Raw genomic sequence first — 17,483 nt, 5'->3', positions numbered from 1 at the left:
TAAAAGCAACTATAATTAACGTAAGTATTGTTAATGTTTTATCAACGTTTCCTTTAGGCAATTAAAATACTTGAGTAATCTTAACTAATGGCATCATCTTCAAAAACAAGCGCCTTACCTTCTTCTGACTCAGCCAATGCAACTACATGGCAAAATTTTAAACGATTGGTTAGCTACGCCAAACCTTATAAACTCGGTTTTGTCGCCGCAATCATTGGTATGCTTGGTTATGCAGCCATCGATGTATATTTTTTATCACAATTAAAACCGCTTGTTGATGAAGGGCTCGCTGGGGCGAATGCTAACTTTATGAAATGGGCGCCATTGTTTATTGTTGTGGCCTTTACTGTTCGCGGTATAGCTCACTTTATCGCTAATTATTGCCTAGCTTGGGTAGGTAATAATGTCGTCGCGGACTTAAGACAAAAGCTCTTTGAACATATTATGTCAATGCCCGTTGCTTTTCATGATCAAACATCTACCGGCTCATTGATTTCAAAAATAACCTTTGATACCGAGCAAGTTTTAAATTCGGTGAGTAAATCTATTCTAGTCATAGTGCAACAAAGCGCCTTTATTATTGGCTTACTTGGCTTGATGTTTTATTACAGTTGGCAGTTATCATTAATCTTTTTATTGATAACCCCTATTATTGCAGTGATTGTCAGTGTGGTATCAAAGCGCTTTAGAAAAGTGAGTAAAAATATTCAAGGTGCAATGGGTGAAGTTACCACAGCGGCAGAACAAACCTTTAATGGCCACAAAGTGGTGTTAACTTTTGGTGGTCAACAACGAGAGTTCTCACGTTTTGCCAAAATAAATAAACATAACCGCCAACAGCGCATGAAAATGCGGGCAACAAAATCTGCCAGTGTACCCATTATTCAAGTAATAGCCTCGTTTGCTTTAGCCTTTGTTTTCTATGCCATCACTTCAGATAGTTTACGCGATAACATATCCCCAGGTACTTTTGTCAGTATTATCACTTATATGACTATGTTACTTAGACCTCTGAAAATGCTAACTAATGTCAATAGTGAGTTTCAACAAGGCATGGCGGCTTGTGTCAGTATATTTTCGATACTCGATCATGAAAAAGAAAAAGATAATGGTGACAAAAAACTTGATAGAGCCTCAGGGACTTTGTCTTTCAAGCATGTTGATTTTTCTTATACAAATACCGATACCATGGCAGCAAGTGATAAAGAGCAAGAAACTAAGCTAGCGCTACGTGATCTTACTTTTGACTTAGCGCCAGGCGAAACTATGGCGTTAGTTGGACGTTCAGGCAGCGGTAAATCAACGGCAAGTTCATTATTATTACGCTTTTATGATGCCACACGTGGTGAGATATTAATCGATGATACTAATATTGAAAAATTTCAGTTAAAAGATTTACGTAAACAGTTTTCTTATGTATCTCAACAGGTTGTATTATTTAATGATACTTTAGCCAATAATATCGCCTATGGTAAACCTGAAGCGACTGAAGCTGAAATCATCGCCGCGGCAAAAAGTGCGCATGTTATGGAATTTGCTGAGCATATGGAGCAAGGGCTTGAAACCAATATTGGTGAAAATGGGGCTTTACTTTCAGGTGGTCAACGTCAGCGTGTAGCTATTGCGCGAGCTTTATTGTGCGATACGCCATTCTTAATTTTAGATGAAGCAACCAGTGCGTTAGATACAGAATCGGAACGTCATATTCAAGATGCGCTACAAACATTACAGCAAAATCGTACTTCAATTGTTATTGCCCATCGATTATCGACTATTGAGAATGCAGATAAAATAATAGTTATGGACCAAGGTAAAATTGTGGAGCAAGGTAACCATCAAAGTTTACTTGCCAAACAAGGTGCTTATGCCCAGTTGCATAGTTTCCAATTTGAATAGGGAAGAGGTGATATGCGCTTAATTGAGAAAGTTTGGTTTAATCATCATCCGGCTAAATGGCTGTTAGTACCAATGTTACTGCCTTTATCAGCGTTATTCTGGCTGATTAGTACATTAAGACGTCTCAGTTTTAACATTGGTTTATCAAAATCATGTCAATTAAGTAAGCCTGTTATTGTTGTTGGTAACATAGGTGTCGGCGGCAATGGTAAAACCCCGATAGTTTTATATTTGGTTGAACTGACTCGTTTACTCGGTTTAACGCCAGGTGTAATCTCGCGAGGTTATGGCGGTAAAGCGCCTCACTATCCCTATTTGCTTAATGAAAACTCTACTTCATTAGAAGCCGGTGATGAGCCTATACTTATTCAGCAACGTTGTCAGGTTCCTATTGCTGTTGGTAGTGATCGCATCGCTAGCGCAGAGTTACTTATTGCTCAAGGTTGCGACATCATTATCAGTGATGATGGTTTACAGCATTATCGTTTAGCCCGTGATTTAGAACTAGTGGTTGTCGATGGCAAACGTTTATTTGGTAATGGTTTGTTATTACCTGCGGGCCCATTGCGAGAAGGGCAGTGGCGTTTACCTAAAAGTGACTTAGTTATCTTTAATGGTACAGGTTATAATGGTAAAAACGCGCAGGACTACCAGAAAAAACCTTATCCGTGTATGCACATGACATTGGCAGCAACAGAGTTGTGTAACTTATTTACCGGCGAACGCATTAATTTAACGGATTTTATTAAATTAAATGACTCGGTGAATGCAATTGCAGGCATTGGCGCACCACAGCGATTTTTCGATACGCTAAAAGAGCACCAACTTAAGGTAATTAATCAGCAAAGTTTTGTTGATCATCATGCTTTTGTCCTTGATGACTTTAAAGAATTTGATGATAATATACCCTTATTAATGACTGAAAAAGATGCCGTTAAGTGTCATGGTTTTTGTAAAGAAAACTGGTGGTATTTACCTGTTTATGCCGTTTTTAGTGACGAAGACAGACAGTTAATAATCGATAAAACTCAAATAGCAATTCAATCAGCTATACATTAAACAATATAAGCGGCAATACATTCACTAGTACATTCAGTAAATGAGAATATTGCTCATCTATTAAAATATTAACCAGAGAGAAGTTAACATGGCTTTTGATACAAAATTAATGGAAATCCTTGCCTGCCCAGTATGTAAAGGTAAGTTAGATTATGATAAAGCAGCCCAAGAGCTTATTTGTCACTTTGATCGTTTAGCTTATAGCATAGAAAAAGACATACCCGTATTACTCGAAAATGAAGCGCGTGAAATTAATGCTAACCAGTCTACTGAGCAGGATAGCTAATCATGGCTGTTAGTGAACCTTCAGTATTGAGCAAGCCAACAATTAACAAGGGCACTGGCGATACTAGCTTTGTTGTTGTTATACCTGCTAGATATCAATCATCACGTTTGCCCGGAAAGGTATTAGCCGATATTAATGGTAAACCTATGATCCAATGGGTTGTTGAAAAAGCGCAATTGAGTGGTGCTCGCCAAGTGATTGTTGCGACAGATAATGATGAAGTGGCTGCCGTGGTTAGTAGTTTTGGCGCTGAAGTGTGTAAAACTCGCGCTGATCATCAATCAGGCACTGAACGTCTTGCAGAGGTCATGGAGCAATACCAATTTAGTGATGATGAAATCATTGTTAATGTGCAAGGTGATGAACCTTTTATCCCGCCAGAGAATATTGCACAAGTAGCTAATAACCTAGCTAACCAGCAACAAAATAGTCGTGTAGCACGCATGTCGACCTTGGCTATTAACATTGATTCTGTAGATGAAGCCTTTAATCCTAATGCGGTTAAAGTCATACTTGATAAAGATGGTTATGCTTTATATTTCTCCAGAGCAACTATTCCTTACGATAGAGAGCGTTTTTTAACTGCTGATGCTAATACTGAAGAAAACATTCGCGCGATAGGTGATTTTTACTTAAGACATGTCGGCATTTATGCTTATCGTGCTGGCTTTATTAAAGATTATGTCAATTGGCCAACGAGTGAGTTAGAACAAGTTGAAGCGCTAGAGCAGCTAAGAGTTTTATATCAAGGTGAGAGAATTCACGTCGCTGTAGCAAATAGCCATGTACCAGTTGAGGGGGTTGATACACCAGAAGACTTAGCCAAAGCAAGAGCGTATGCAGCTAGTTTAGCTTAACCTGCTTTGTCTTTTAATAGGTAGGCTATGTAATATCTCTGTTAGGCCATTAAGCGGCCCCAACCTATATGCTTTTATCATAAAAATCATATAGGTTGCCTAGTAAAACAATGACGACTATAAAATCAAAGCAACCCACCATACCATTGATATCGCTAGTATCTTACTCTGTCTAGAAAGTTAAACGAGCGTTGATAGCTTGGAAGAAAAGGTATATTGATCACGACCCTTTTCTTTTGATTGATACAAAGCTGAATCTGCTTGTTTTATTAATGTAGCAGGATGAGCTTTAGGTAATACATTTACCGTCGCAATACCTATGCTAATGGTGACATGTTCAGCAGTGTCTGAAAATTGATGTGGAATAGCTAAATCCCTAATCCTGTTCAAACAATGTTGTGCAAGAAGTTCAATCGAACTTTTATTTGACGTTGTCATTAGAATGGCAAACTCTTCACCCCCATAACGAGCGACAAAGTCATTTTTACGTGCGACTACAGAACTCAATGCTTGAGCAATTAACTTTATACATGAATCGCCTTCAGGGTGTCCGTAATTATCGTTATAGTCTTTAAAGTGATCTATATCTATCATCATCAATGTTAATGAGCCCAATTCTCTAGAAGCACGACTCCATTCTTTGTCTAAGGTGGTATCAAACTCACGGCGATTAAAAATACCGGTAAGACCGTCTTTAATCGCTAATAAATGTAATTCTTCTGTACGCTGCGCGACTTTCTTTTCTAGTGTTTCATAATGTCGTGCGTTAATTAAAGAAACAGCCGCTTGTGCTGAAATAAGTTCAACCGTATCTTTATGCTTTTTAGTAAAGGCGTGTTCTGTGAGATTGTTTTCCAAATAGACGATAGCGATCAATCGACCTTGGGCTGTAATAGGTAGACATAAGACCGATTTAGGATTATTTATCCGTAAGTAACTATTATTAATAAAACGAGGATCTTCACTAGGGTTATCTATGAGCAACGTTTTCATAGTTTGTTGCGTATAACGAATTAAGGTATCAGGTAATAAAGGTTGTTCTGCCGCATCAACATTGTCAAGGTTGATGTTATGTAATTGGCTGTCAATACAGGCAGAAAAATCATTGATAGAACCGACTATCTCCACTATCAATTGTTCTTCTTCATTAATTATAATTGCACCATGTTGAGCGCCTGCATTTTCCATCAGTACTATCATCATCTTTTCTAATAATGAATTGACATAAATTTCTTCAGATAAAAGCTGATTGGCTTTTAGCAGTGAATGTAAATCAATAGATTGAGTTTGATCAGTGACTATGTTTGGTATTGAACTTTGTAAACTGCCGCCAAATGGAACAGTACCGCTGATTATATTGAAACGTTGTTGCGGCCACTGTTCTTCTAACTGAGTACATTTTGCTGAAGCCCCCCAGTGAGCATAAAGATAATGCGCATCTTTAATAAAATTTGCGGCGATACGTTTTTGTCCTACATCAGCCCAATATTTTGCGTAACGTTCATTAATCAGTGCTTCACAATGACTGAAATTGGCTATTTCAACCGCATCAAGTGCTTTAGCGTACAATTGTGTCGCTAGAGTATCTTGTTTTTTTACTCGCGCTATCTCTGCGGCAATTAATAAATATTTATGTGAATAGTTTTCGGAACTATGAAGCGACCATGTTTGAAACTGGTCACAAATTTCTTGTGCTTTCATCAGGTTTTCTATGCTTAGATTATCTTTGGAATTCTTATCAGTAATATTCTTATCAGTAATACTGTCATCCAGTAAAATTAATGCCAAATAAAACAAGCTCTCTGTCATTTCAGGAGTGTCAGGTAAAAACATGCAGACAATATCAATATTTTTAATACATTGCGCTTGTAATGCTTTGTTATTCATAAGGTAAGCATATCGGATAGTTGCAAAGGTATAAAAAGCCATATCCATGGATGGGGTATGGAAATCATCATTAAAATATTGTCCAACGTTAAACGTTTCTGTGTTTAATGCTTCTATGTTCAATGATTGTGGGGTAAGTGTTTTACCTTGTAAGGCTAATAACGATTGATAAGCACCTAATAAAACAAAATTTACAGTGGCTGGTTGTTGTTTTTTATTTAAAAAAGCTAAGCCATGTTCAATGTCTTGTTGTAATTCTTCTAACTGTACGCCTTTAATGAATTTGTTACAGGCTTTAAATAAAACACCATAACCAGCGAAAATAAGATTAGTACCTTCTTCTCCCCAAGCTATAATCTGTTCTTGAAAAACATAGCTGTTTTCGATAGGTTCACACCAATGTTGGTAGCTTGAAGCAAAATATTGATAAATAGTGGAGCGGTGATATTTACTTTCCCATAAGTCTGAAACACTTTTTGCCAGTTTACTCATTTGGTAACAAGCGGGGTATTTTTCACCCATCATAGACATTGCTGTGGCATAAGCAGCATAACCAATTGAGCTAAGTTCACATTGGCCATATTCTAAGGTTAAATGCACCATATTACAGGCGTTAGTCGCGTATGAACGGGCGCAGCCAGATAAGTAAAAAGCGGAAGCTAAAGCATTATGTATTTCCATTCTCAGTAAACAATGCTCATCAGTCATCTTTTCTGCGGCTAATAATTGCTCGTCAGTATATTGATTACGTAACTCTTGCGTCGTGGTAAAAGTTGCAACTACTTGTTGTTCGGCTTCATTTTCGTTTGCTGGGAAATCAACATTTAAAAGGGCTAGGCCACCCATTAATATTTCAATGGCATCAGGAAAACTGCCTCGTGATTGAAATTGCTCTGCTTGAAATAAAATCAGGGCTACTTTTCCTTTATTTGTAGGAGCATTATCAACACTCTTAAGGTATAAAACTCTTGCGGTATCAATGTTTCCTGCTAAAAACTCTGTTTCTATTAGCCCTTTATATACGGCTAAGGTTTGCTGTGGATCATCTTCCCATGCATCAACCGTTAAATGTTCTTTAGCCATTCGTAGATAATTGGCCGCGGCATTATAAGTTGCGGCATCTTTGCTTTTTAATCCAGCTCTCAAATTTAAGGTGACGATCTGTTTTAATTCATCATTATTTTCTATGATATTGATGGCGCCATTAAGCACACGTAGAAGTGTAAAAAGGTTAAGTTCTAACTCTTCTTCTGTTATGTTTTCTAGCCAATTTATTCCTATATGCAGCAACAATTGTTCGCGACCTGCTTCAGGCGTTAATTGGTAAGCGGCTTGTTGAACTTTATCGTGTAAAAAGTAATAGCTTGATTGGTTTAAGCTCGCTTCATCATCGATAAATTGATAGTACTCATCTTGCGGCAATATGAAACCTGCCTCGAGTAGTGGCCATAAGGTTTTTGCGGTTGTTATCGTGTCGTATTTGCATGCCGATGATAATTGGCGGAGGCTAAAACTATGCCCAAGGTGTGCAGCTATAGACGAAAGTAACTGTGTTTCACTATTAAGTAGTGTAAATTTCTCAATCATTAAATCAACAACATTATCGGTCATTGAATGTTGGTTTATTTCTTCAATACGCCACTGCCACAACCCTTTTATATGGTTATAATTAATGGTGTCTTTTTGATAAAGTGCCAATAAAAATTGGTTGAGGAAAAAGGGATTCCCCTGTGTTTTTTTCAAGCATAACTCAGCCAAAGTCAATACATCATCAAAATCGCACTGTAGTGTATTACACAGTAATTCTTGAACGTGGCTTAGCTTTAGCGGGAGAAGATGTATTTTTGTTAATGCGTTTGCCTGTTCTATCTTCTGTAAGGCAATCGCAAGGGGATGTGCTTCATCCACTTCGTTATCGCGATAGGCACCAATAACATATAAACCATTTTTATTACTATCGTTAACTTGCTGTTGTAATAGAGTCAATGTCGGCATATCAACCCACTGCAAGTCGTCAAGAAATATAACCAGAGGTTGCTCTTTAGAATACAGCACACTCACAAAATCAATAAACACCATATTCAGACGCATCTCAGCTTCAGCAGGTGGTAATAAGGTTAATGCGGGGGGAGCGCCAATGATTAAGGCTAAATCGGGTAATAATTCAGTGATAATGGCAGCATTGTTACCAAGGGCTACTTGCAACTTAGTTCGCCATTGGCTGAGTTTTTCACTACTTTAACTTAACAGATGTTGTAGTAACTGTTGTAGCGCTTCAATTAAGACTAAAAAAGGCTGCCCACGGTTGTATTGATCACATTTACCTGTGATAAATAACCCATCAGTGGCAATAATGTTTTTTTGCAATTCATGCACTAATGCTGATTTACCCACACCAGAATAGCCGCTAACCATAGCTAACTCGGTATGCCCTGTGCAGGCACGTTGATATGCTTCTAAAATAGTAGCAAGTTCACTTTCTCGGCCATAAAGTTTATTCGATACATTGAAATGAAGAGATACATCAGATTCGGCTAAAATGAAATTTTCAATAGTGTTGTTCTTGTTCCATTGCTCGAAGCATTTATCTAAATCAGCTTGTAGGCCATAAGTACTCTGGTAACGGTTCTCTGGCGATTTATCCATGAGTTTCGTGACAATCGCTGAAACTACCGCTGGAATACCTTGTTTTATATCGGCTAAAGACTCGGGCGTACGAGCAATGTGGGAGTGTAATAAGGTCATCGCATTTTGTGAAGTAAAGGGTAATCGCCCGCTGAAAAGTTCATATAGAGTGACGCCTAGCGAATAAAAATCACTGCGATAATCTACCTTGATACTAGTACGCCCTGTTTGTTCAGGTGAAATATATTCAAATCTCCCCCACAGGTCATAATTAAGTAATTTTATTTGTTTATGACTAAGTCGTGTGGCTAAAGCAAAATCACACAATTTTAATTGCAGTGTCGCAGGGTCTATTAAAATATTACTTGGGTTAATATCTCTATGGATTAATTGTAAACGATGCACATCAGCTAAGGCGGAGATTAACTGGCAAGCTATATGTAAACGTTGACTAAAAGTTAGTTCGTTCGTCGTTATGAGATCACTTAACGTAGTTGATGAAAAATCTTCTAGTACCAATATGTGACTGTTCTTATGTCGCTTTAAAGCGTGTGCTTTAATCACCCATTTTGAGTCAATAGCACGTAAAATTCTGTATTCATTTTTCCAACGAGAGTCTAATTCTGTTGAAGGGTAATCGGTATTTTGGTATTTAATTATAACGGTTGGCTTTTCAGAGGTTGTATTAGCAAACTCATCATTGTTAGGGATAACACGTGCAACCACAGTATCTTCGTAAGAATAGAGGATGTTCTTTATTTCACATTGGGATAAATTCATTAAGACTACTAACCTTTAATTACAGCATTTACACAGCCTAATAATTCAATCCGATATATCCCTTACGAATTAATGCTAGCACTGTGTTTTTTATTCTATAGCGATGATAACCCTGACGAGTTATTACGAAAAGTTACTGTAAACTATAGTTTCTATTCTATCAAATATCCGTTTAAAATAATAAAAAGCTGTTTCAATGACCAATACGGAAATAAAAAGGCGTCCGTGGCTTCCAATAGTGCTAAGGAAGCTAAGTGTTGATTAGCAGGTATGTCGGAGTAGGTTATCGCGCAGAGTAATAATCACCCAGCCACTTTGTCAGTGAAGTTGACAAGTGAGCGTATGTTACTTGGTTAAAGCAAGTGATTAATTTAGAGTGGTTCGGCTATTTTTATAGGTGTTTTTTAACCCTGTACTAAAGCAAGTTCATCATGGGTATTTTGTAAAAAGCTGGCACTAAAGTCTACTAAATCATGAATAGAACTCGGTAATTGCTCAATATCAATGGCATCAATTAAGTTTTTTACTTCTAACCCTAATTCAGTATCGCCTTCAATTTTCAATCGACGTTGGAAAAATAAGGTATCAGGATCTTGTTTGCGACCTGCAATGAGCACCAAGTCATCACCGTTAGCACTAAAACTTACATCTTCAGCAATATTATCTTTGGGCGATGCCATGATTAATTGGTCTTGATCAAAGCTTAACCACCAATTGAGTTGTAAATCGATGATAGAAATCTTTAGCCATTTACCTTGTAAAAACTCAAAGTCACCGTCTGTAATTGCCTCACTAAAAATAGAATGTAGTGCTGGAATGAGTAGAGACCTTTGCGCACTAAAAGGCACAAAGCGTAAACTAGGCTGTAAAATTTTTGGCATTACCTTGATTAACTTTTCCTTTAATCGTAACGGTATTTTTTTTTCAACTAGCGATAAAGAGGGAATTAGACTTGCCGTTATCGATTGTGTAAGGGGTAATACCGTAGGGACTTTTAGCACTTATATTTACTCTGATGCTGCTTATTGATTGGCGAACATTCTAGCAAGGCTTAAAAATAAATTAATATTGCAGATCAAGTTTTCTTTAATACACATCAATAAATAAGAATGATGAACAACATACACTGCTGAAAATTTTTATTTCTAATAACAATGACTATTTGGAGTTGATGTGGAGTTACTTTGTCCTGCTGGAAATTTACCCGCACTAAAAACAGCTATAGATAATGGCGCCGATGCGGTTTATATCGGTTTAAAAGATGATACCAATGCCCGCCACTTTGCAGGTCTTAACTTTAATGATGGTAAGTTGGCTAAAGCTGCAGATTACGTGCATCAACGGGGTAAAAAACTGCATGTAGCCATTAATACCTTTGCGCATGCTGGTGGTGAAGAACGTTGGCAAAAGGCCGTTGATAACGCTGTTGCTATAGGTACAGATGCTTTAATTATCGCAGATTTAGGTGTGTTAGATTACGCCGCTACAAAATATCCTGATGTTGAGCGTCATGTGTCAGTACAAGCCTCAACAACGAATCTGGAAGCGATCAAATTCTTTAAAAATAACTTTGATGTTCAGCGAGTAGTACTGCCACGAGTTTTGTCTGTACAACAAGTTAGACAGTTAGCTAAAAGTAGTCCTGTACCTTTAGAAGTCTTTGCTTTTGGTAGCTTATGCATAATGGCAGAAGGGCGCTGTTACTTATCTTCTTATATGACGGGAGAGTCTCCTAATACGGTAGGCGCGTGCTCACCGGCGAAATATGTTCGATGGCAAGAAACAGATAAAGGCTTAGAGTCTCGCTTAAATGGTGTACTTATCGATCGTTACCAAGAAGATGAAAATGCGGGTTATCCGACACTATGTAAAGGTCGTTTTGAAGTTGATAATAATGTTTATCATGCCCTAGAAGAGCCTACCAGCCTTAATACTTTAGAGCTTATCCCTGACTTAATTGCTATGGGGATAGTATCGGTAAAAATTGAAGGCAGACAACGTAGCCCTGCTTATGTTGAACAAGTGGCTAAAACTTGGCGAATGGCATTAGACAGATATCAGCAGAATCCAGAAAATTTTGCCGTTGAAGGTGCTTGGATGAATACCTTAGCCAATTTATCTGAAGGCTCACAAACCACGTTAGGTGCATATCACCGAAAGTGGCAGTAATCGTCACTTATTCTGTCGCTGTATTGTCCAATTTATTTGTCATAAGTACTCACACATTCTTCGGGAAATATTTAAACACCCGAAGTATGACCTGTAAGGCGAAGTATTGCATGTAAAGAGCAATGACTAACGTCAACTCCGTGCTTTGTCCTTTGAATTGAAGCATACAGCTTAACGTTGAATAACTATAAAATTAGCGATAGCAATAAAATTTAGGAAAAATCATGAAATTCTCTTTAGGACCTAGTCTATTCTTTTGGCCGAAAAACGAGGTGGTAGACTTCTACCAACAAGCGAAAGAATCGAGTGCTGATATTATTTATTTGGGCGAAACGGTTTGTTCAAAAAGACGTGAACTTCGCGCTAAAGATTGGCTAGGCTTAGCGCAAGACGTTGCCAAAGACACCAAGAAACAAGTGGTTGTTTCTACGATGACCTTACTCGAATCTCCTGCTGAAATACAAGTGTTAAAGCGCTTGTGTGATAATGGTGAATTTCTGGTAGAAGCCAACGATTTAAGCGCAGTGCAAATTATGCATGAGCTGAAAATGCCTTTTGTCGCTGGCCCTGCGATTAATTGTTATAACTTATCAACCCTCAAAGTTTTGTTAAAACAGGGAATGACGCGTTGGTTGATGCCAGTTGAACTCAGTGGTGATTGGTTAAAAATATTATTAGATCAAGCGACTGAAGCAGGTATTCGTCAGCAGTTCGAATGTGAAGTTTTTTCGTGGGGATACCTACCGCTAGCCTATTCTGCCCGTTGCTTTACTGCACGCTCAGAAGATAAAGCAAAAGATGATTGTGAGTACTGTTGTATTAAGTACCCAGAAGGTCGTCGAATGAATAGTCGCGAAGGAGAACGAGTATTTGTGCTCAATGGTATTCAAACTTTGTCGGGTTACCAGTATAATCTCATCAATGAAATGCCAGCCCTTGATGCAATGGGGGTGGATATTGCCCGAATTAGTGCAGATAGTACCGCTGCTTTTACCCAACTTGACAACTTTAGAGAACAACTCGTTAACCCAACGAGGAAAGAGCTCGATGGTATCAGCGAATGTAATGGCTTTTGGCATAAAATTGCAGGCATGTCCGTGGCTTAATACCAATTGTACTAATTGAAATAAATTAAATGAGAGCACTATGTATACCTTAAACTTGAACCAAATGACTCAGCAAGAATTCTTAGACGAATACTGGCAAAAGAAACCTGTAGTAATACGTGGAGGGTTTAAAAACTTTGTTGACCCTATTGCTGCTGATGAAGTCGCTGGCCTTGCGATGGAAGAGCAAATAGAGTCTCGTTTGGTTCATAAAAAAGATGGGCAATGGCAAGCTGCTTTTGGTCCATTTGAAAGCTATGAACATTTAGGTAATGAGAACTGGTCTTTAGTGGTTCAAGCCCTTGATAACTTCTCTGAAGAAGCGGCAGAAATGATTGAAGCATTTCGTTTTATCCCGCACTGGCGTTTAGATGATTTAATGGCTAGTTTTGCGACACCAGGTGGCAGTGTAGGCCCCCATATTGATAACTATGATGTATTTATTTGCCAAGGCTCAGGTAAACGTCGCTGGCGCGTAGGATCGCGTGGAGAGCATGTACAATTTGCTGCCCATGAAGCTTTATTACACGTAGAGCCTTTTGATGCCATTATTGATGAAGAGCTTGAAGCCGGAGACATCGTTTATATTCCACCAGGCTTTCCACATGAAGGTATTACCCTTGAAACGTCGATGAGTTTCTCTATTGGTTTTAGAGCCAACTCCGCGGTAAGTTTATTAAGCGCTTTTGCCGATCATTTAATTGATAGCGAACAAGGTGCTCAATTACTTGAAGATCCTAACAGACAGGTTGTTAGCAACAGTGGTGAAGTGAGTAATAACGATTATGCGAGTATTAAGTCGCAAGTTCAAAATTTACTTGATGATGAAACAAGCTTTAAAAAATTCACTGGCCAGTTTTTAACTGCGGCGAAACACGAACTCGATATTTTAATACCAGATGAGCCGTTTGAACTTTCAGAAGTGAGCAATCTCCTCAATAGCCATGCTATTAAACGATTAGGCGGCTTACGTGCTTTTTACTTTGAAGATACTGTTGAACAGGGTTTGTGTTACATCAATGGAAGTGAATTGGCTTTCTCAGCTGAAATTGCTAATGGTGTTAAACTACTTTGTGACAAAGTGATGTTGTTACCTGATGATCTTAGTGACTGGAGTCATAATGCAGCTTTTGTTGAGTTAGCGACAGAGTTGTTGAACCAAGGTTATTGGTATTTAGCTGAAGCAGAATAGGTAACTTGGCTTTAGTCAATTAAGCTGAGCTTGCCCTTCAAAAATAGCAGTTACCTGATTATGTTGTACCTATGTTACTTCAATATGCGGGTTCAGCTGGGATTAAGAAACGTCTTCAGGCAAGGAATTGATTAAAGATAATAGCTATTCAGTAAAATATGCACCAGCATACTCTAATAAACTACAGCCGTGCTGCGTTATTGTAGAACAATAACGCAGCACAAAGCGCTTCTAGACTAAACCGGTAGTGATACCTCCCCAAAAGTGACAGGCATGATTTGAACTGATATCGAGTTGCGACGAGCCTTTGTCAACTATCGATAACGGATAAAATTTAATCTTCAGTTTTAACTAATCTGATCCCACCTCAGCGCTAACTAGAAAAACGCCATACTTATGCCTTTGATTCTCGCTATAACATAAAAATCCATTCTGCACGTCTTTCGAATCAAGATGCCAAACTCAAGCTCAAAATGAATGTCCCAAAAAGTGCCTAGCGGGGAAAGTTGATCCTTTGAATATCCTTTTTACAAGAAAAAAGCAAAAGGTTAATTTAAGGTGATTTTTTAGTGAATTTAATGTTACATATTGCGTGCTTTATACATTCACTAACACTATTTTAGCGTGTATATTACTACAAACAATTGGATATTAGTGGCTACAAAGTCATTAGCACAAGGATAATAATGAGAAATAACAATTATACTTTAATCGCAGCCCTAGTTGCCGCAGCCTTAGGCGTTAGTACTCTTAGTGGTTGCAACACTACTGAGTCTACTGCTAACACTCAATCGGTATTAGCGAATCAAGAAACGGTAGTTAAAAGTCAAAATGATCAACGCCAATACCGTTATGTTGAGCTTGATAATGGCTTAAAAGTGATACTTGTTTCTGATAGTAGCGCTGATAAATCTGCTGCTTCAATGGATGTACATATCGGCCATATGGCTGATCCTAAAGATCGCGAAGGTCTTGCTCATTTCTTAGAACATATGTTGTTTTTAGGTACCGATAAATACCCGAATGTGGGTGAATACAATGAATATTTAAAAGCGAATGGCGGTTGGTCAAATGCGGGAACAGGTCAAGAGCACACAAATTATTTTTTCCAAGTAAATCAAGATTCTTTAGAAGAAGCAACGGATCGTTTTGCACAATTTTTTATCTCACCTAGTTTAGATACGCAATACGTTGACCGTGAAAAAAATGCGGTTCACTCTGAATACAGCATGAAAATTAAAGATGATGCTCGCCGTATTAGAGAAGTATTAAAAGATACTCGAAACCCTGAACATCCATCGAGTCAATTTTCGGTAGGTAATTTAGATACATTAGCGGATCGCGAAAATGATGCACTTATTGATGACTTAAAAGCGCTTTATAAAGAAAACTATACGGCTAGCCGTATGTCACTTTCATTGGTAGGTCGTGAAGACCTAGACACATTAGAGAAATGGGCACGTGAAAAATTTACAGCCATTCCAAATAATGGTTCAAAATCTACACCAGCAAAAGTTGAGCCTTATTTACCTGAGCAGTTAGGCGTAAAAATCAATATAGAGCCGATGAAAGATATAAGAAAGTTAACGTTGGCATTTCCTGTTACCAAGTCAACTCAGTATTTTGAAGAAAAGCCACTTACTATTATCTCGTCTTTATTAGGTCAAGAAGGCAAAGGCAGCTTATATAGCCACCTTAAAAACCAAGGGTTAATAGAATCTTTAGGTACTAGCGCTTATGGTCCAGATGATTTTGAGCGTTTTACTGTAAGAATTACACTGACACCTAAAGGTTTAGCTGATTATCAACAAGTCACTGAAGCAGTATTTTCTTATTTACAATTGTTATCAAATGAGAAATACAACCAACAGTACTTTAAAGAACAAGCGGCTATCTCAAAAAATAGTTTTGATTTTGTAGAGAAACAGGGTGCAGCAGATACCGCTAGCAACCTTTCAAGACAGTTACAGTATTTTTCACCAAAAAATATTTTAAATGAAGGTTATTTGTATAATGACTATTCTCACCAATTAATTACAGAATACTTGGCGCAGATAACACCTGAAAATATGAGATTAGTGTTAGTTGCTAAAGGGTTAACAACGGATCAAGTGCAACCTGAATACAACACGCCTTATGCAATGAGTAAAATCAATGCAGAAGAGATGAGTCGTTATCAATCACCTAAAAGCATTGATGCCTTTTCGTTGCCAGCACCTAACCCATTTATTGCTACTAACCTAACAATGAAAAAAGTTGAGTCTGATGCGAACAAGCCAGTCATCGTTTTTGAAAAGTCAGGCTTTACATTATGGCACAAGCAAGACACTGAATTTAGAGTGCCTAAAGCATCTGTTAATGTACAAATTTACTCTGACCAAGCAGGAAAAAGTGCTCTATCTCGCGCTAAAAACTATCTTTATAGTGCGTTATTACAAGACAGCTTAAATGAATTTGGTTATCCCGCTAAAGAAGCTGAATTATACTATAACGTTTGGTCTACTAGTGCATGAATGGGCTTTGGCGTAAATGGTTATGATGAAAAGCAAGCCATGCTATTAAGTACGATTAATAAACGCATTCGACATTTGGATATCGATGAAGCGGCTTTTAATTTACACAAAGAGCGCTTAGTACGTAAATGGAACAATGCTAAGTTTGATCGCCCATATAGCCAAGCACGTTCAGCGTTAAGTCAAATGCAGCGTACTAAAGTCTATTCAGCTAAAGCATTAGCTAGTGCACTTTCTACGGTAACTCCAGCACAGTTAGCGCAATATATTAACGATTTCCATAAGGAGATTGAAGTCGAAGTATTGGTACACGGTAATATGCTCAAAGCAGAGTCGGTTCAATTGGGCAAAACGCTTCATGCACTTAATATGACCAACTCTGTAGCTAAAGAACGTGCTAATAAAGTTGTTAAGATAAACAACATGAGTCATGCATTAGTTCAAGAAATAGTGGTAGACCATAACGATTCAACCATCGTTGAAAGCTATATTAGTAATAATGACTCATTCACCAATCGCGCGAAATATGGCTTGTTGGGTAGTATGATAAACGCTCCTTTCTTTAAATCTATCCGTACCGATCAGCAACTTGGTTATATTGTGAGTGGACGAAATACTAAGTTAGAAAACCTACCTGGATTGTCATTTTTAGTTCAATCGCCCAAAGCAGGGCCGGTTGAATTAAAACGCCGTATCGATCAATTCATGACTAATTTCAAAGTGACATTAAATGAGATGACCGCTGAAAAATTTGATGAATATAAGCAAGGGCTGATTAAAGATTTACAGGCCAAAGATAAGAACTTAAATGAGCGAACACGCCATTACTGGTCAGAAATTAATGAAAAGATGTTTGATTTTAATAGTAAAGAAAAAATTATTGCTGAAGTTGAAAAGTTAACTCATAGCGATATGAAAGCGTTTTTCTCTTCAATAATAGAAACAACTCAACCTATTATTGTGCGAAGTTTTGGTACTGCCCATCAAGGTGATGAAGATTACAAACAAGCCTTGAACGATAAGAGTATTTGTCGCACTGAGCAGTGTTTTACTAATGAACTTAGTAAGGTTGTTAGATAACTATTATTGAATAATAAAGTGATGTAGTTTCTT

11 protein-coding genes and 1 pseudogene are annotated in these 17,483 nt (G+C 37.9%); 9 read left to right on the top strand and 3 right to left on the bottom strand.

Features of this window, described 5'->3' with window-relative positions; all coding sequences use genetic code 11:
• Positions 1 to 87 precede the first annotated feature (87 nt).
• The 4 genes from msbA (at position 88) to kdsB (ending at position 4,098) form a co-directional block, all read left to right on the top strand.
• Positions 88 to 1,896 (top strand): lipid A export permease/ATP-binding protein MsbA, encoded by a 1,809-nt coding sequence (gene msbA / locus ESZ36_RS01305; protein WP_211357745.1) that lies wholly within the window; start codon positions 88 to 90, stop codon positions 1,894 to 1,896.
• A 12-nt stretch (positions 1,897 to 1,908) separates the two neighbouring features.
• Positions 1,909 to 2,955 carry a tetraacyldisaccharide 4'-kinase gene (lpxK, locus tag ESZ36_RS01300; RefSeq protein ID WP_146782441.1) on the top strand — a complete coding sequence of 349 codons (1,047 nt, stop codon included), beginning with the start codon at positions 1,909 to 1,911 and terminating at the stop codon, positions 2,953 to 2,955.
• Between the two features lie 88 nt (positions 2,956 to 3,043).
• Positions 3,044 to 3,241 (top strand): Trm112 family protein, encoded by a 198-nt coding sequence (locus tag ESZ36_RS01295; protein WP_146782438.1) that lies wholly within the window; start codon positions 3,044 to 3,046, stop codon positions 3,239 to 3,241.
• Between the two features lie 2 nt (positions 3,242 to 3,243).
• Complete coding sequence (gene kdsB / locus ESZ36_RS01290; protein WP_146782435.1) at positions 3,244 to 4,098, top strand: 3-deoxy-manno-octulosonate cytidylyltransferase; 855 nt, start codon at positions 3,244 to 3,246, stop codon at positions 4,096 to 4,098.
• Between the two features lie 180 nt (positions 4,099 to 4,278).
• On the opposite strand, the gene ESZ36_RS23240 is transcribed toward kdsB, so the two are convergent.
• The 3 genes from ESZ36_RS23240 to ubiT form a co-directional block, all read right to left on the bottom strand.
• Positions 4,279 to 8,190 carry a diguanylate cyclase domain-containing protein gene (locus tag ESZ36_RS23240; RefSeq protein WP_146782433.1) on the bottom strand — a complete coding sequence of 1,304 codons (3,912 nt, stop codon included), beginning with the start codon at positions 8,188 to 8,190 and terminating at the stop codon, positions 4,279 to 4,281.
• A gap of 33 nt (positions 8,191 to 8,223) precedes the next feature.
• The gene (locus ESZ36_RS01280) at positions 8,224 to 9,390 is read right to left on the bottom strand and encodes a serine/threonine-protein kinase (RefSeq protein WP_146782430.1); all 1,167 of its coding nucleotides are present in this window, start codon (positions 9,388 to 9,390) and stop codon (positions 8,224 to 8,226) included.
• A gap of 404 nt (positions 9,391 to 9,794) precedes the next feature.
• Positions 9,795 to 10,391 (bottom strand): ubiquinone anaerobic biosynthesis accessory factor UbiT, encoded by a 597-nt coding sequence (gene ubiT, locus ESZ36_RS01275; RefSeq protein ID WP_246128943.1) that lies wholly within the window; start codon positions 10,389 to 10,391, stop codon positions 9,795 to 9,797.
• Positions 10,392 to 10,563: 172 nt separating this feature from the next.
• Here ubiT and ubiU point away from each other — a divergent pair, with 172 nt between their 5' ends.
• From ubiU to ESZ36_RS22730, 5 genes and pseudogenes are all read left to right on the top strand, one after another.
• Positions 10,564 to 11,559 carry a ubiquinone anaerobic biosynthesis protein UbiU gene (gene ubiU, locus ESZ36_RS01270; RefSeq protein WP_146782427.1) on the top strand — a complete coding sequence of 332 codons (996 nt, stop codon included), beginning with the start codon at positions 10,564 to 10,566 and terminating at the stop codon, positions 11,557 to 11,559.
• 224 nt (positions 11,560 to 11,783) lie between these two features.
• Positions 11,784 to 12,665 carry a U32 family peptidase gene (locus ESZ36_RS01265; RefSeq protein WP_146782424.1) on the top strand — a complete coding sequence of 294 codons (882 nt, stop codon included), beginning with the start codon at positions 11,784 to 11,786 and terminating at the stop codon, positions 12,663 to 12,665.
• A 40-nt stretch (positions 12,666 to 12,705) separates the two neighbouring features.
• Complete coding sequence (locus tag ESZ36_RS01260; RefSeq protein WP_146782421.1) at positions 12,706 to 13,857, top strand: ribosomal protein uL16 3-hydroxylase; 1,152 nt, start codon at positions 12,706 to 12,708, stop codon at positions 13,855 to 13,857.
• A 686-nt stretch (positions 13,858 to 14,543) separates the two neighbouring features.
• Positions 14,544 to 16,583, top strand: a pseudogene (locus ESZ36_RS22735) (insulinase family protein); the annotation flags it as partial.
• Entirely contained in the window at positions 16,557 to 17,450 is an 894-nt protein-coding gene (locus tag ESZ36_RS22730; RefSeq protein WP_342779709.1) for an insulinase family protein, read from the top strand. The pseudogene ESZ36_RS22735 and the gene ESZ36_RS22730, both read left to right, overlap by 27 nt.
• Positions 17,451 to 17,483: the final 33 nt, after the last annotated feature.

Origin of the sequence: Colwellia demingiae, assembly GCF_007954275.1 — a bacterium.
Lineage (GTDB): Bacteria > Pseudomonadota > Gammaproteobacteria > Enterobacterales > Alteromonadaceae > Colwellia > Colwellia demingiae.
This window is presented reverse-complemented; position numbering and strand designations above follow the sequence as displayed.

What these genes read in the sequence shown, in the direction of transcription:
- msbA (WP_211357745.1), top strand. Translation starts at nt 88, where the DNA reads ATGGCATCATCTTCAAAAACAAGCGCCTTACCTTCTTCTGACTCAGCC.
- lpxK (WP_146782441.1), top strand. Translation starts at nt 1,909, where the DNA reads ATGCGCTTAATTGAGAAAGTTTGGTTTAATCATCATCCGGCTAAATGG.
- ESZ36_RS01295 (WP_146782438.1), top strand. Translation starts at nt 3,044, where the DNA reads ATGGCTTTTGATACAAAATTAATGGAAATCCTTGCCTGCCCAGTATGT.
- kdsB (WP_146782435.1), top strand. Translation starts at nt 3,244, where the DNA reads ATGGCTGTTAGTGAACCTTCAGTATTGAGCAAGCCAACAATTAACAAG.
- ESZ36_RS01280 (WP_146782430.1), bottom strand. Translation starts at nt 9,390, where the DNA reads ATGAATTTATCCCAATGTGAAATAAAGAACATCCTCTATTCTTACGAA.
- ESZ36_RS01265 (WP_146782424.1), top strand. Translation starts at nt 11,784, where the DNA reads ATGAAATTCTCTTTAGGACCTAGTCTATTCTTTTGGCCGAAAAACGAG.
- ESZ36_RS01260 (WP_146782421.1), top strand. Translation starts at nt 12,706, where the DNA reads ATGTATACCTTAAACTTGAACCAAATGACTCAGCAAGAATTCTTAGAC.
- ESZ36_RS22730 (WP_342779709.1), top strand. Translation starts at nt 16,557, where the DNA reads ATGCAGCGTACTAAAGTCTATTCAGCTAAAGCATTAGCTAGTGCACTT.